The sequence below is a fragment of the Bradyrhizobium sp. CCBAU 11361 genome (assembly GCF_028128935.1).
Classification (GTDB): Bacteria; Pseudomonadota; Alphaproteobacteria; order Rhizobiales; family Xanthobacteraceae; genus Bradyrhizobium; species Bradyrhizobium niftali.
On record NZ_LBJZ01000200.1, the window covers coordinates 462,610 to 477,033 of the forward strand.

11 protein-coding genes are annotated in these 14,424 nt (G+C 65.3%); 10 read left to right on the forward strand and 1 reads right to left on the reverse strand.

What is annotated here, in order from left to right; genetic code table 11:
* Window positions 1-82: 82 nt before the first annotated feature.
* The gene (locus tag XI08_RS45640) at window positions 83-922 is read right to left on the reverse strand and encodes an SDR family NAD(P)-dependent oxidoreductase (RefSeq protein ID WP_027542123.1); all 840 of its coding nucleotides are present in this window, start codon (window positions 920-922) and stop codon (window positions 83-85) included.
* Window positions 923-1,101: 179 nt separating this feature from the next.
* Between XI08_RS45640 and XI08_RS45645 the strand changes: the two genes are divergently transcribed.
* The 10 genes from XI08_RS45645 to XI08_RS45690 all read left to right on the forward strand — a co-directional run bounded on the left by XI08_RS45645 (window position 1,102) and on the right by XI08_RS45690 (window position 14,416).
* On the forward strand, window positions 1,102-2,067 hold the full coding sequence (locus tag XI08_RS45645; protein WP_135175076.1) for a sensor histidine kinase: 966 nt from the start codon (window positions 1,102-1,104) through the stop codon (window positions 2,065-2,067).
* 210 nt (window positions 2,068-2,277) lie between these two features.
* Entirely contained in the window at window positions 2,278-4,014 is a 1,737-nt protein-coding gene (locus XI08_RS45650; protein WP_271579459.1) for a putative bifunctional diguanylate cyclase/phosphodiesterase, read from the forward strand.
* Window positions 4,015-4,248: 234 nt separating this feature from the next.
* Complete coding sequence (locus XI08_RS45655; RefSeq protein WP_027542120.1) at window positions 4,249-5,691, forward strand: sigma-54 interaction domain-containing protein; 1,443 nt, start codon at window positions 4,249-4,251, stop codon at window positions 5,689-5,691.
* A gap of 195 nt (window positions 5,692-5,886) precedes the next feature.
* Complete coding sequence (locus tag XI08_RS45660) at window positions 5,887-7,197, forward strand: MFS transporter (RefSeq protein ID WP_271579460.1); 1,311 nt, start codon at window positions 5,887-5,889, stop codon at window positions 7,195-7,197.
* A gap of 123 nt (window positions 7,198-7,320) precedes the next feature.
* Window positions 7,321-9,369 (forward strand): acyl CoA:acetate/3-ketoacid CoA transferase, encoded by a 2,049-nt coding sequence (locus XI08_RS45665; RefSeq protein WP_271579461.1) that lies wholly within the window; start codon window positions 7,321-7,323, stop codon window positions 9,367-9,369.
* A 111-nt stretch (window positions 9,370-9,480) separates the two neighbouring features.
* Entirely contained in the window at window positions 9,481-10,665 is a 1,185-nt protein-coding gene (locus tag XI08_RS45670; RefSeq protein ID WP_271579462.1) for a substrate-binding domain-containing protein, read from the forward strand.
* Between the two features lie 178 nt (window positions 10,666-10,843).
* The gene (locus tag XI08_RS45675; RefSeq protein WP_135175082.1) at window positions 10,844-11,608 is read left to right on the forward strand and encodes an ABC transporter ATP-binding protein; all 765 of its coding nucleotides are present in this window, start codon (window positions 10,844-10,846) and stop codon (window positions 11,606-11,608) included.
* Entirely contained in the window at window positions 11,605-12,327 is a 723-nt protein-coding gene (locus XI08_RS45680; protein WP_027542115.1) for a branched-chain amino acid ABC transporter ATP-binding protein, read from the forward strand. Before XI08_RS45675 ends, XI08_RS45680 begins: the two co-directional genes overlap by 4 nt.
* The gene (locus XI08_RS45685; RefSeq protein WP_271579463.1) at window positions 12,324-13,334 is read left to right on the forward strand and encodes a branched-chain amino acid ABC transporter permease; all 1,011 of its coding nucleotides are present in this window, start codon (window positions 12,324-12,326) and stop codon (window positions 13,332-13,334) included. The genes XI08_RS45680 and XI08_RS45685 overlap by 4 nt, the downstream gene beginning before the upstream one ends.
* Window positions 13,331-14,416 carry a branched-chain amino acid ABC transporter permease gene (locus tag XI08_RS45690; protein ID WP_271579464.1) on the forward strand — a complete coding sequence of 362 codons (1,086 nt, stop codon included), beginning with the start codon at window positions 13,331-13,333 and terminating at the stop codon, window positions 14,414-14,416. Before XI08_RS45685 ends, XI08_RS45690 begins: the two co-directional genes overlap by 4 nt.
* Window positions 14,417-14,424: the final 8 nt, after the last annotated feature.

The following is a 14,424-nucleotide window of genomic DNA, read 5'->3' on the forward strand; positions in this document are numbered from 1 at the left end:
TGCAAAGCATCGAACCCGGAATCTCGAGATTCCGGGTTCGCACTTCGTGCGCCCCGGAATGACAGCAAATAGCTGGGCCGCCTTACGCCCCCTGATCGAACGCCTTGCGCAGCGCCACGTAGCCCTGCTGCTGCTGGCTCCAGTTGCGGCCGCCGGTCATGGCGCCGTCGATGACGAGGTCGTGGCCGTTGATGAAGCTGGATTCGTCGCTCGCCAGGAACACCGCGGCCTGGGCGATGTCGTCGGGGATGCCGGCGCGCGGAATTGGCTGCGCGGTCTTGTAGACCTCGCGCATCACCGCCGGCGTCTTCTCCGCGGCATCGGTCGGCAGCCCCAGCGCCTTGCCGAAAATGCCGGTCGCGATCGCGCCGGGTGAGATCGAGTTGACGCGAACGTTGGATTCGCCGAGCTCCATCGCCACGCATTTGGTGAGATGGATCACCGCCGCCTTGGCCGCGCCGTAAACCACCGACGAGGAGAAGCCGGCGAGCCGGCCAGCGATGCTGCCATTGTTGATGATGCTGCCGGACCCCTGCTTCTTCATGTAGGGCGCGGCGTGCTTCATGCCGAGCATGACGCTGCGCACCAGCGTCGCCATCGCCGCGTCGAAGCGCTCGACCTCGAGACCTTCGATGCCGCCGGTCTGCGCCGGCCCGCCGGCATTGTTGAACAGGCAGTCTATGCGGCCGAATTTGTCCACCGCGAGCGCGATCAGCGCCTGCATCTGCGCTTCGACCGTCACATCGGTCTGGCGGAAGACACAAGTTGCCCCGAGCTGCTTCGCCAGCGCCTCGCCTTCCGGTATGCGCCGCCCCGCGATCACAATTTTGGCACCTTCGGCAACGAAGACTTCAGCGGTCCGCAATCCGATCCCGCTCGTCGCGCCCGTGATCACCGCGACCTTTCCGTCCAGCCTGCCCATGGAATGTCCCTGTTTTCGAACCCATTGACGCCAAATGGCGGATACCGATCGACCACGGCGCCGCGACGGACAGCGCCGCGACAGTCACTATTCCTGCCGGCTCCGAACAAGGCAAGCTTTGCTTGCGCTGGGGAGATGCGCAACAATCGCAACGAACGCACATCGCAACCGGGCGGCGCATGGAGAAGCTGATCGACGAATTCCGCAAGGGCTGGCAGGGCGCGGCGCCGCCGTCGCTCGGCTTAAGCATTGCCTTTGCGGTGGCCTGCCTGCTGGTTGCGACGCTGGCGCGCTGGGGTCTCGCGCAGGTGCGGCCCGACGTCTACTTCACCCCGTACTTTCCGGCCGTGTTCTTTGCCGCCGCGTTCGGAGGCCTCCGGATCGGCGTCGTGACGGCGATCGTCGGCGGCGTGCTCGGCGTCGTCGTGAATTTCAGCGATGCGATTGCCGATCACGCGCGTTTTGCCCTGCTGGCGCTCTACTGGGCCGTGAGCGCGCTGACGATCTGGGGGGTCGAGCACTATCGCACCATGCTGGTGGAGCAGCGCCGGATCTCCAAGCGCCTGATCGAGGAAGAAGACTATCGCAAGCTGCTGGTCGACGAGCTCCAGCACCGGTTGAAGAACAAGCTCTCGACAGTGCACGCCGTGATTCACCAGGTGCTGCATGACCAGCCGCAAGTCTGGGCCCGGGTCGATCCGCGGCTGCGATCGCTGGCCGCAACCGACGATCTGATCTCGCGGATCGACAGGGCTGGCTGCGACATCCGCGATCTCCTGATCTCGGAGCTCGGCCCCTACGGCCACGTCCGCTTCACCCTCAACGGCGACCGGCTGTTCCTGCCGCCGAAGCTCGCGGTGACGCTGTCATTGATGTTTCACGAGCTCGCCACCAATGCGGGCAAATACGGCGCATTCTCCGCGCCGCGCGGTCTTCTGCAGGTGTCGTGGACCGTCGCCGACGATCGCCTGACCGTCACCTGGGACGAGACCGAGGGGCCGACCGTGGACAAGGTGTCCGAGCCCGGCTTCGGCACCAAGCTGCTGAAATCGGCACTTTCGGCCTTCGACGGCAGGACCGAGATCTCGTATCTGAAGACCGGGCTGCATTGCATCATGCAATGCCGCATCCCGCGAAGCGAATAGCCGCTCGGCAAAGCGAAGGCAGCCTCTCGCGCTCCGCTCGCAGTTTCGCTGGGCGCATTGACCCTCTGTTAATGACGATGGGCGTCGCGCGTCGCATCGTCGCAAGACACTCCCGTATTTCTCCGGACCCCTTAACCAAACTTAAGAGGGAACCACGCAAGATCGCGCCCATTGCAAAGGCGCGCTGAAACAACAAGATTCATGACTTCTATGAACGACAACAGATATTCCGGCGCGAGCGAGGCCGAACTCGGATTTCTCAAGGAAATCGTTAGAATGCTGCCGGCCGGCCTGACCGTGCAGGACGCCGATGGCGAGCTTCTGCTGGTTAACGATGCCGCAGCGGCGCAGCTCGGCATGGACGGCAGCCGTCCCTCGCCTGATCTGGCGCCGCGCCGGGAAGCCTGCCGGAAGGCGCTGAGCGCCGGCCAGGCGGTCGTCACCGAGGAAGCCCTGCACGACGGCGCCGCGCGCCAGGTGCTGCTCACGACCCATCGTCCGGTTCGCCTCGCCGGACGCGAGCTCCTGATCTCCGCCTCCTCCGACATCACCGAGCAGAAGAATTTCGAGGACCAGCTGTTCCGCTCGGCCTATTTCGACGAGCTGACCGGATTGCCCTCGCGGCGCGTGATCGAACACCGCGCCAACAACCTGCTCGCGCGCGATCACGGCGGCGAGCGCTTCGCGCTCGCCTTTCTCGACGTCGACAATTTCAAGCACATCAACGACTATTACGGCCACGCCGTCGGCGACGCGCTGCTGGCCGAGCTGGCGAAGCGGCTCGGGCGCGACCTGCGCGATTCCGACATGCTGTCGCGCATCTCCGGCGACGAATTCCTGCTGCTGCTGTCGCCGATCCAGAGCCAGGAGGAAGTCGCCGAATTCATGCAGGCGACGCTGGAGCGGCTGACCGCGCCGTTCTTCATCGACCATTCGGAGGTCTTCGCCTCGACCTCGGTCGGCATCAGCCTCTATCCCGACCACGGAAGCAGCTTCGAGACGCTGCGTCAGAACGCCGACATCGCGATGTACCGCATCAAGAACGACGGCAAGGGATCGGCCGCCTTCTTCGACGCCAGCATGGAGCGCGAGGCGCTGGCGCGGACCAAGATCGAGCAGTCGCTGCGGCTCGCCATCCTCGAGAAGCGCTTCTGCTGCGCGTTCCAGTCCAAGGTCGATATCCGCACGCAGGCGGTGAAGGGCATCGAGGCCCTGGTGCGGCTGCGCGACGACGAAGGCGTGATCCAGGCGCCGGGCTCGTTCATCAACCTTGCCGGCGAGCTCGGACTGATCGACGAGCTGACCCATCTCGTGCTCGCCGAGATCGTCAAGTCGATCGACCTGATCAACGAGACGTTCGGCGCGGAAGCCTCCATCAGCATCAACGTCGCCGCCAGGCAGGCCGGCAATCCCGAGTTCATGCGCAGCTTCGCGCAGGCGCTGGACGACACCGGCTTTCCCCAGCGCTTCATGATCGAGCTGACGGAAGAGGCCTTCGTCGCCAAAAGTCATTTCCAGTCGGAAATCCTGCCGATGTTCCGCAAGCTCGGCGTCGGCATCTCGATCGACGATTTCGGCACCGGCTATTCCTCGCTCTCGGCGCTCGCCGACATCACCGCCGACGAGATCAAGATCGACCGCTCCTTCATCACCGACATCCATAAGCGGCCTCGCAGCCAGGGCATCCTGCGCGCGATCGAATCCTTGAGCGAAGCGCTCGGCATGACCGTGATCGCCGAGGGCCTCGAATCCTACGAGGAGCTCGCCTACCTCCAGGCCGCTAGCAAGATCCGCTACGCGCAGGGCTATTATTTCTCGCGGCCGATCTTCCTGGAGGAGCTGAAGCTCGCAACACCCGTCTCCAGCGAGTCCCGCGCCAGCGTGGCCAGCCGCCCGATGCAGCAGAACCGGCAGGGCTATTCGCGGGCGAACGGGTATCGGCGGTAGCCCTCGGTGTCGTCCTGGCGAAGGCCGGGACCCATACTCCGAGGGCGTAGTCGTGAGGCGGGCTGGTAACCACTTGTCATCGCCAAACCACTCCCTGTGGCTATGGGTCCCGGCCCCCCGTGCGCAATTGCGCACTAGGCCGGACGACGGCAAGTTCGGAGCCAGCCCCGTTTTCGCCCTTTGAAATTACTGCCCTTTTGGTAATAAACAGGCGGGCTTCCCGCGAGGCACGCCATGTCCGGTCCCTCTTCCGTCGTCAGCGATCCCGCCTATATCCGCGCACGCGCCATGGAGACGCTGTTCGAGCGACTGGAGCATCTGTGCGAGGGTGCCATCGCAATCGATCGCAGCGGACGCGTGGTGTATGTCAACGAGAAATACGTCACCGCGATGGGCCTCTCGCATGAATCCGAGGCGCTCGGCCGCCCGATCGAGGAGGTCATCCCCAACAGCCTGATGCGAAGGGTCGTGGAAACGGGTGAACCGATCATCCTCGACATCATGGAGCTCGGCGGCGAGCAACTCGTCGTGACCCGCATGCCGATCGAGGACGAGAAAGGGAATATCATCGGCGCGATCGGCTTCGTGCTTTACGACCGCCTCGAGGGCTTGAAGCCACTGCTCGGTCGCGTCGCCCAGCTCGAAAACGATTTGCGGCTGGCGCGGCGGCAATTGTCGCATGCGCGGGCCGCCCGGTTCACGTTCGACGACTATGTCGGTGCAACCGCAGGCATCGCACAGGCCAAGACGCTTGCAGCGCGCGCCGCGCGCCAGAGCGTCACCGTTCTGCTCACCGGGGAGACCGGCACCGGCAAGGAAATGATGGCGCAGGCCATCCACAACGCGTCCGCCCGCGCCGAAAAGCCGTTCGTCAGCGTCAACGTCGCGGCGATCCCGGATACGCTGATCGAATCGGAGTTCTTCGGCGCCGCGCCGGGCGCCTATACCGGCGCGGACCGCAAGGGTCGCGACGGAAAATTCCGGATCGCCGACGGCGGCACGCTGTTCCTCGACGAAATCGGCGAGATGCCGCTGCAATTGCAGGCCAAGCTGCTGCGCGTGCTGCAGGAGCGCGAGATCGAGCCACTCGGCTCCGACAAGGTCACCAGGGTCGACGTGCGCGTGATTGCGGCCACCAATGTCGACCTGCACAAGCGGGTCAGCGAGGGGACATTCCGGGCGGATCTCTACTACCGGCTCAACGTGCTCTCGATCGTGCTGCCACCCCTGCGCCACTGCCTGGACGACCTGCCCGAGATCTGTGGACGGCTGCTCGACGACATCAGCGCATCCGGCGACTACCTCAATGCCAGGATCACGCCGAGCGGCCTGGCTGCGCTTGCGCGCTATGGCTGGCCCGGCAATGTCCGCGAACTGCGCAACATCCTGGAACGCGCGCTGATCCTGAGCGATTCGGGACGCCTCACCAGCGACGACTTCGATCGCATTCTCCCCGTTGGCGCGGAGACGGCGCCCACGGCACCATCGCGGCCGGCCGGGCTCGTCCTGCCCTATGCGGAAGCCGAGGCCGAGTTCGAGAAACACACGCTCGAACAGGCGCTCGCCGCCAGCAACGGCCAGATCTCGGAAGCGGCCAAGATGCTCCAGATCTCGCGCGCGACCTTCTACAAGAAGCTCGCGAAGTTCGGCCTCGCCTCGGGAGCCGCATCCGTCTGAATTGCGAGACATCGCGTGTCCGGAGTCTCGGATTCCTGACACGGCGCGCTGCCGTTCCTTCCCGGAGCCGCCGCTGAATCTGCTGGGTTTTCAGCCATTTTGCGCAAACCTGTGGCATCTGGCGCGGAGCTTGCTCTTCGCTCTGCACAATGACGCGTGCTGCACATGCGCATTCGCAACCAGGGAGGACGCAAGATGAGTGAAGCGATCTCAGTCCATCAGCTTGAGGCGAGACAGCCCTCGCACGTGACGGTCGCCACCGCGAGCCTGATCGGCACGGCCATCGAGTGGTACGACTTCTTCCTCTACGGCACCGCCGCGGCGCTGATCTTCAACAAGCTGTTCTTCCCGACCTTCGACCCCATGATGGGAACGCTGCTGGCGTTCGCGACCTACGCGCTCGGCTTCATCGCGCGTCCGCTCGGCGGCGTGGTGTTCGGCCACTACGGCGACAAGATCGGCCGCAAGACCATGCTCTATCTGACCCTGCTGATCATGGGCGCGGCGACCGCGGCGATCGGCTTCCTGCCGACCTACGAGACCGCCGGTATCTGGGCCGCGGTCCTGCTGGTGACCTGCCGGCTGATCCAGGGCTTTGGTCTCGGCGGCGAATGGGGCGGCGCGGTGCTGATGGCGGTCGAGCATGCGCCGGCGGACAAGAAGGGATTTTACGGCAGCTGGCCGCAGCTCGGGGCGCCGCTCGGCCTCGTGCTCGGCACGCTGGTGTTCTCGGTGGTGTCCGCGATGCTGACCGACGCACAGCTTCTTTCTTGGGGCTGGCGCATCCCGTTCCTGTTCTCGATCGCGCTGGTGCTGGTCGGCCTTTGGATCCGCTTCACCATCGCGGAATCGCCGGAGTTCCAGAAGGTCAAGGACACCAAGCAAGAGGTCAAGATGCCGATCCTCGAGGCGATCCGCATGTACCCCAAGAACATCCTGCTCGCGATGGGCGCGCGCTTTGCCGAAAACGGCTTCTTCTACATCTACGCGACCTTCGTGCTGGCCTATGCGACGCAATCGCTCGGCATGAACAAGCAGGACATGCTCAACGGCGTGCTGATCGGCGCGGCGATCGAGACCTTCACCATTCCCGCCTTCGGCGCGCTCTCCGACCGGCTCGGGCGGCGGCCGATCTACATCTTCGGCGCGGTATTCTCCGCGCTGATGTCGTTCCCGCTGTTCATGCTGCTTTCGACCAAGAACCCGCAATATGCCTGGATCGCGATCGTGCTGGGCCTCGCCATCGGCCACGCCGCGATGTACGGCCCGCAGGCGAGCTTCCTGTCGGAGCTGTTCGGCACCAAGGTGCGCTATAGCGGCGTCTCGCTCGGCTACAACCTCGCCTCGATCTTCGCCGGCGCGCTGTCGCCGCTGATCGCGACGGGATTGATGACGGCGTACGCGCCGGCAACCTGGCCGATCTCGCTCTACATGATCGCGCTGGCGATCATCACCATCGTCTCGGTCTATTTCGCCACCGAAACCCGCAAGATCGCTCAGCCCTGAATGGGCTGAGCGCGACACCCCGCGACGCTGGAGCGGCTGGTCGCCAGCCGCTCCACGCGATACGAATAAGGCCAAGCGAGAAGAACGGGCATGCGGTCCGCAACAGACACGGGAGGGAATGCCATGAGCCAGCATCCTGCCTTGCCCTACCTGCGCAACGCCGAGAAGGGCAAAGTCGTCACCGCGGCGGAAGCCGTCATGCTGATCCGCGACGGCGACACCGTCGCGACCGGCGGCTTCGTCGGCATTGGCTTTGCCGAGGAGATCGCCGTGGCGCTGGAGGAGCTCTATCTCTCCAACGAGGGTGACGCGCCCTACACGCAAGGCAAGCCGCACAATCTGACGCTGGTCTATGCCGCCGGCCAGGGCGACGGCAAGCATCGCGGCGTCAACCATTTCGCCCATGAAGGCCTCGTTCGGCGGGTGATCGGCGGGCACTGGGGCCTTGCGCCCAAATTGCAGCAGCTTGCGATCGCCAACCAGATCGAGGCCTATAACCTGCCGCAGGGCGTCATCACGCACCTGTTCCGCGACATCGCGGCGCACCGGCCCGGGCACATCACCCGCGTCGGCATGGGCACCTTCGTCGACCCCCGCAATGGCGGCGGCAAGCTGAATGCGCGCACCACCGAGGACATGGTCGAGCTGATCAAGATCGGCGGCGAAGAATGCCTGCTCTACAGGACGTTTCCGATTCAGGTCGGGATCATTCGCGCCACGACCGGCGATCCCGACGGCAACCTCACCATGGAGAAGGAGGCGCTGACGCTGGAAGCGCTGGCGATCGCCATGGCGGCGCATAATTCCGGCGGGATCGTCATCGCCCAGGTCGAGCGCGTTGCCGAGAGCGGCAGCCTCAATCCGCGCCAGGTCAAGATTCCCGGCATCCTCGTCGATTGTGTCGTCGTGGCGAAGCCGGAGAACCATTGGCAGACTTTCGGCACGCAATACAATGCGGCCTTCTCGAGCGAGATCCGCGTCCGCGCCGCGTCCCTGCCGGTGATGCCGGTCAGCGAGCGCAAGATCATCGCCCGGCGCGCCGCCCTCGAGCTCAAGGCCAACAGCGTCGTCAATCTCGGCATCGGCATGCCCGAAGGAATCGCCTCGGTCGCGAACGAAGAGCGGATCATCGACCTCATCACGCTGACGGCGGAGCCCGGCGTGATCGGCGGCATCCCGGCGAGCGGGATCGATTTCGGCGCCGCGATCAACACCCAGGCGGTGATCGACCAGCCGTATCAATTCGACTTCTACGACGGCGGCGGCCTGGATGCCGCCTTCCTCGGGCTCGCCCAGGCCGATCGCGCCGGCAACCTCAATGTCAGCAAGTTCGGACCGAAACTCGCCGGTGCCGGCGGCTTCATCAACATCAGCCAGAACGCCAAGGAGGTCGTCTTCGTCGGCACGTTCGGCGCCGGCAAGCAGCGCATCGCGGTGAACGACGGGAAGCTCGCCATCCTCGACGAGGCGAGGTCGCGTAAATTCGTCGACAGCGTCGAGCACGTCACCTTCAGCGGCCCCTTCGCCGCGGCACGGGGGCAGCGCGTGCTCTATGTCACCGAGCGCTGCGTCTTCGCGTTGCGGCCCGACGGGATCGAACTCATGGAAATAGCGCCCGGCATCGACATCGAGCGCGACATCCTGCGCCTGATGGATTTCAAGCCATTGATCCCGCGCGACCCCGTCCTGATGGACGCCCGCATCTTCCGCGACGGCCCCATGGACCTGCGCGAGCGGCTGCTGACCATTCCACTCGACCAGCGCTTCACCCTGGACGAGCAGCAGAACCTGTTCTTCGTCAACCTGGAGCGCTATCCGTTGCGCAGCAAGACCGAGATCGACGCGATCGCGGCCCTCGTCGAGGCGAGGCTCGCCCCGCTCGGCCGCCGGGTCTACGCCATCGTCAATTACGACAACTTCTCGATCCTGCCGGAACTGATGGACGACTATTCGGCCATGGTGCGCAGTCTCGTCGACCGCTTCTATTCCGGTGTGTCGCGCTACACCACGTCGGGCTTCCTGCGCATCAAGCTCGGCGAAGCCCTGGAGAAGCGCGGCGTCGCGCCGCACATCTTCGAGAGCGCGGAAGAGGCGCGGTCGGACTGGCGGCAGATCGAGTCGGCCGGCAGCCCCGCCGCATCCGGCGACACGCGCATGACACGGCAGGCCTAAAAATGATGCATGTTGATGTGCCGGCGCAGTCCGCCGGAAGGTTGAATTGCAATGTTCGTAACGTTGTGCAAATCGCTGTTACCGAGAAATTTTGAATCAGGAGGGACCATCGTGCGTCGATCACTCATCATAACAACAACCATCCTCGCCCTCGCCGCGGGCACCTCCGTACAGGCCGACGACCTCAAGGTCGCACTGATCTACGGCAAGACCGGTCCGCTCGAGGCCTACGCCAAGCAGACCGAGACCGGCCTGCAAATGGGCTTCGAATACGCCACCAAGGGCACGATGACGCTCGACGGCCGCAAGATCGTCGTCATCACCAAGGACGACCAGGGCAAGCCGGACCTCTCCAAGGCCGCGCTCGCGGAAGCCTATCAGGACGACAAGGCTGATATCGCGATCGGCACGACCTCGTCGGCAGCAGCGCTCGCCATTCTCCCCGTCGCCGAGGAGAACAAGAAGATCCTGATCGTCGAGCCGGCGGTCGCGGACCAGATTACCGGCGAGAAGTGGAATCGCTACATCTTCCGTACCGCGCGCAACTCCTCGCAGGACGCGATCTCGAACGCGGTCGCGATCGGCAAGCAGGGCGTCACCGTTGCAACGCTGGCGCAGGACTATGCCTTCGGCCGCGACGGCGTCGCCGCCTTCAAGGAGGCGCTCGCCAAGACCGGCGCGACGCTCGCTGCCGAAGAATATGCCCCGACCTCGACCACCGACTTCACCGCGGTCGGCCAGCGCCTGTTCGACGCGCTGAAGGACAAGCCGGGCCGCAAGGTGATCTGGGTGATCTGGGCTGGCGCCGGCAATCCGCTGGCCAAGCTCCAGGACATGGATCCGAAGCGCTATGGCATCGAGCTCTCCACCGGCGGCAACATCCTGCCGGCGCTCGCCGCCTACAAGGGCCTGCCCGGCATGGAAGGCGCGACCTATTACTTCCACGAGATCCCGAAGAATCCGGTGAACGACTGGCTGGTCGCCGAGCACCAGAAGCGCTTCAACGCACCGCCGGACTTCTTCACCGCGGGCGGTTTCGCCGCCGCGATGTCCGTCGTCGCTGCCGTCACCAAGGCGAAGTCGACCGACACCGAGAAGCTGATCACGGCGATGGAAGGCCTGGAGTTCGATACGCCGAAGGGCAAGATGGTGTTCCGGAAGGACGACCATCAGGCGCTCCAGAGCATGTATCACTTCAAGGTCAAGGTCGATCCGAACGTCGCCTGGGCCGTGCTCGAGCCGGTGCGCGAGCTGAAGATCGAGGACATGGACGTCCCCGTCCGCAACAAGCGCTGAGCTGTTTGACTTCGCCTCCCCCGCTTGCGGGGGAGGCCGGGTGGGGGCTCTTTCCTCTTGGAGGTTCTCGCCCGCGGAGACACCCTCTCCCCAACCCTCCCCCGCAAGCGGGGGAGGGAGCGCAGCGTGATCGCGGATACATCTCCATTCTATTCGCCAAACTCGGCCGAGACATCGAATGCCGCTGACTCTCGAAACCCGCGACCTCACCATCCGCTTTGGCGGCCACGTCGCGGTCAACAACGTCTCCTGCACGTTCCGCCCGGGCGAGCTCACCGCCATCGTCGGGCCGAACGGCGCCGGCAAGACCACCTATTTCAACCTGATCTCGGGCCAGCTGCGTGCCTCACACGGCAGCATCCTGTTCGACGGTACCGACATCACCCAGCATTCCGCGCCGCTGCGCACCCGTGCGGGCCTCGGGCGCGCCTTCCAGCTCACCAATCTCTTTCCGAATCTGTCGGTCGAGGAAAACGTCCGCCTCGCAGTGCAGGCGGCGAACGGCACCCATTACGACATGCTGCGGCCGTGGATGGTCCGCCGCGACCTGATCGCGCGCGCCGACGCCATCCTCGACCAGGTCGCGCTCGGTAGCCGCCGCGGCGTCGCCGCGACCGCACTGTCGCATGGCGACCAGCGCAAGCTCGAGGTCGCGCTGATGATCGCGCTGGAGCCGAAGGTGTTCATGTTCGACGAGCCGACCGCGGGCATGAGCATCGACGAGGTGCCTGTCGTGCTCAACCTGATCGCGCAGCTCAAGCAGGACAGGAGCAAGATCATTCTGCTCGTCGAGCACAAGATGGACGTGGTGCGCTCGCTCGCCGACCGCATCATCGTGCTGCATAACGGCCAGCTCGTCGCCGACGGGCCGCCGGCCGAGGTGATCGCCTCGCCGATCGTGCAGGAGGCCTATCTCGGCGTCGCTCCGAAGAGTGCAGCATGACCGATCTACTCAAACTCTCCGGCGTGCACACCCATATCGGCCGCTACCACATTCTCCAGGGCATCGATCTTACGGTCCCGCAGGGACAGACTACGATGCTGCTCGGCCGCAACGGCGCCGGCAAGACCACGACGCTGCGCACCATCATGGGCCTCTGGCAGGCCTCGAAGGGCGAGATCAGCCTCGCCGGGATGCGCATCGAGAGCCGCGCCACGCCCGACATCGCCCGGCTCGGCGTCGGCTACGTGCCCGAGAGCATGGCGGTGTTCTCCGATCTCACGGTGAAGGAGAACCTCGTGCTGGCGGCGCGCGACGGGCCGCTCGACGACGCCCAGCTCGACTGGATCTTCGGCTTCTTTCCGGCGCTGCGCCGGTTCTGGCTGTCGCGCGCGGGAAGCCTCTCCGGCGGGCAGAAGCAGATGCTGTCGATCGCGCGCGCCATCATCGAGCCGCGCAAGCTGCTCTTGATCGACGAGCCGACCAAGGGGCTGGCGCCCGCTATCGTCATGGCGCTGATCGAGTGCCTGAAGGAGATCAAGCGCAAGGGCGCGACGATCCTCCTGGTCGAGCAGAATTTCTTTGCCGCGCGCGAGCTCGGCGACAACGTGCTGGTCATGGACAACGGTACCATCGTCCATCGCGGCGAGATGGCGGCACTCGCCGCCGACGTGCCGCTGCAGGAGCGGCTGCTCGGCCTGAGCCTGGAGGCGCATCAGTGACAGAACTTGCCGCAAACGATCCGCTGCCGAAGCCGAAGCGCGACATCGCGCCGATCCTGCTGCCGGTCGCGCTCGCCCTCCTGGTGATCCCGCTGGTCGGCTCGCCCAGCACCTGGCTGACGCTGACCGCCGCGAGCCTCGCCATGGGCATGATGATCTTCATCATGGCCTCCGGGCTGACGCTGGTGTTCGGCCTGATGGACGTGCTCAATTTCGGCCACGGCGCCTTCATCGCCGTCGGCGCCTATGTCGCAACCCTGGTGCTGGCACCGTTCGCGGCTTCCATTCAGGCCGATTCGCTCTGGACGAACCTCGCGGTGCTGGCGCCGGCCGCGCTGCTGTCGATGGCGGTGTCCGGCGCGCTCGGCCTGATCGTCGAGCGCGGGCTGATCCTGCCGGTCTACGGCCAGCACCTGAAGCAGATCCTGATGACGACCGGCGGCCTGATCGTCGCCGAGCAGGCGCTCTATGCGCTGTGGGGGCCGCAGATCATCCCGATGCCGCTGCCCACTTCGCTACGCGGCTCCTTCATCTTCGGCGACGTCGCGATTGCCAAGTACCGCGTGCTGGCGACACTGATCGGCCTTGCCGTCTTCATCGCGATCCAGCTCGTGCTCAACCGCACCAAGCTCGGCCTGCTGATCCGCGCCGGCGTCGAGAACCGCGAGATGGTCGAGGCGCTCGGCTATCGCATCCGCCGCCTGTTCCTCGGCGTCTTCATGACGGGCTCCGCGCTCGCCGGCCTCGGCGGCGTGATGTGGGCGCTCTACCGCGAGCAGGTCCACGCCTCCATGAGCGACGACCTCACCGTGCTGATCTTCATCGTCGTCATCATTGGCGGGCTCGGGTCGATCGGCGGCTGCTTCATCGGCGCGATCCTGGTGGCGATGGTCGCCAATTACGGCGGCTTCCTGGTGCCGAAACTCGCCCTCGTGTCCAACATCCTGCTGATGGTCGCCGTCCTGATGTGGCGGCCGCGCGGCCTCTATGCGGTGACCAGCCGATGATGATCCTCTCCGGCGATCCGCCGCGCAGCCGCGTGCTCACGCTCGTCCTCGTCCTCATCATCCTGGCGCTGGCGGCGACGCCGTTCCTGTTCCCGGGTGCCAAGGCGCTGAACGTCGCGGCCAAGATCTGCGTCTTCGCCGCGCTGGTCGCCTCCTACGACCTCTTGCTCGGCTATACCGGTTCGGTGTCGTTCGCCCACACCATGTTCTACGGCATCGGCAGCTACGCGATCGCGATCGCGCTGTACGGGATGGGTCCGAATTGGGCCGCGGTCGCAACCGGCATCGTCGTCGGCCTGCCGCTCGCCGCGCTGCTCGCGCTCGCGATCGGACTGTTCTCGCTGCGGGTCGCGGCGATCTTCTTCGCCATGATCACGCTGGCGGTCGCCTCTGCCTTCCAGGTACTGGCTTCGCAACTGTCCTGGCTGACCGGCGGCGAGGATGGCCGCAGCTTCCAGCTGCCCGAACTGCTGCGCCCCGGCACGGTGCTGATCTCCAGGAACCTGTTCGGCTTCGAGGTCAACGGCCGCATCCTCACCTACTACCTCGTGTTCGCCATATCGGCCGTGATGATCCTCGCCCTGCTGCGCGTGGTGAACTCGCCGTTCGGGCGTGTGCTGCAGGCGATTCGCGAGAACCGTTTCCGCGCCGAAGCGCTCGGCTTCCGCACCGTGTTCCACCTGACCTACGCCAACTGCCTCGCGGCCCTCGTCGCCGCCAGCGCCGGGATCCTGAATGCGCTGTGGCTGCGCTATGCCGGCCCCGACACCTCGCTCAGCTTCTCGATCATGCTCGACATCCTGCTGATGGTGGTGATCGGCGGCATGGGCACGATCTACGGCGCGATCATCGGCGCCACCATCTTCATCCTCGCGCAGAACTACCTGCAATCGCTGATGGGAGTCGCCTCCAAGGCAGCGTCGGAAGCCGGGCTGCCGCTGCTGCCGGGACTCCTGCATCCCGACCGCTGGCTGCTGTGGCTCGGGCTGCTGTTCATTGCCAGCGTCTACTTCTTCCCGACCGGCGTGGTCGGACGGCTGCGCAATCGCGGCGGTGACAAGAGCGCGGGCACCTCGCATTAAGCCGCCGC

Coding starts and splice junctions, on each gene's coding strand:
- XI08_RS45645 (WP_135175076.1), top strand. CDS start 1,102: ATGGAGAAGCTGATCGACGAATTCCGCAAGGGCTGGCAGGGCGCGGCG.
- XI08_RS45680 (WP_027542115.1), top strand. CDS start 11,605: ATGACCGATCTACTCAAACTCTCCGGCGTGCACACCCATATCGGCCGC.
- XI08_RS45660 (WP_271579460.1), top strand. CDS start 5,887: ATGAGTGAAGCGATCTCAGTCCATCAGCTTGAGGCGAGACAGCCCTCG.
- XI08_RS45675 (WP_135175082.1), top strand. CDS start 10,844: ATGCCGCTGACTCTCGAAACCCGCGACCTCACCATCCGCTTTGGCGGC.
- XI08_RS45690 (WP_271579464.1), top strand. CDS start 13,331: ATGATGATCCTCTCCGGCGATCCGCCGCGCAGCCGCGTGCTCACGCTC.
- XI08_RS45640 (WP_027542123.1), bottom strand. CDS start 922: ATGGGCAGGCTGGACGGAAAGGTCGCGGTGATCACGGGCGCGACGAGC.
- XI08_RS45655 (WP_027542120.1), top strand. CDS start 4,249: ATGTCCGGTCCCTCTTCCGTCGTCAGCGATCCCGCCTATATCCGCGCA.
- XI08_RS45665 (WP_271579461.1), top strand. CDS start 7,321: ATGAGCCAGCATCCTGCCTTGCCCTACCTGCGCAACGCCGAGAAGGGC.
- XI08_RS45650 (WP_271579459.1), top strand. CDS start 2,278: ATGAACGACAACAGATATTCCGGCGCGAGCGAGGCCGAACTCGGATTT.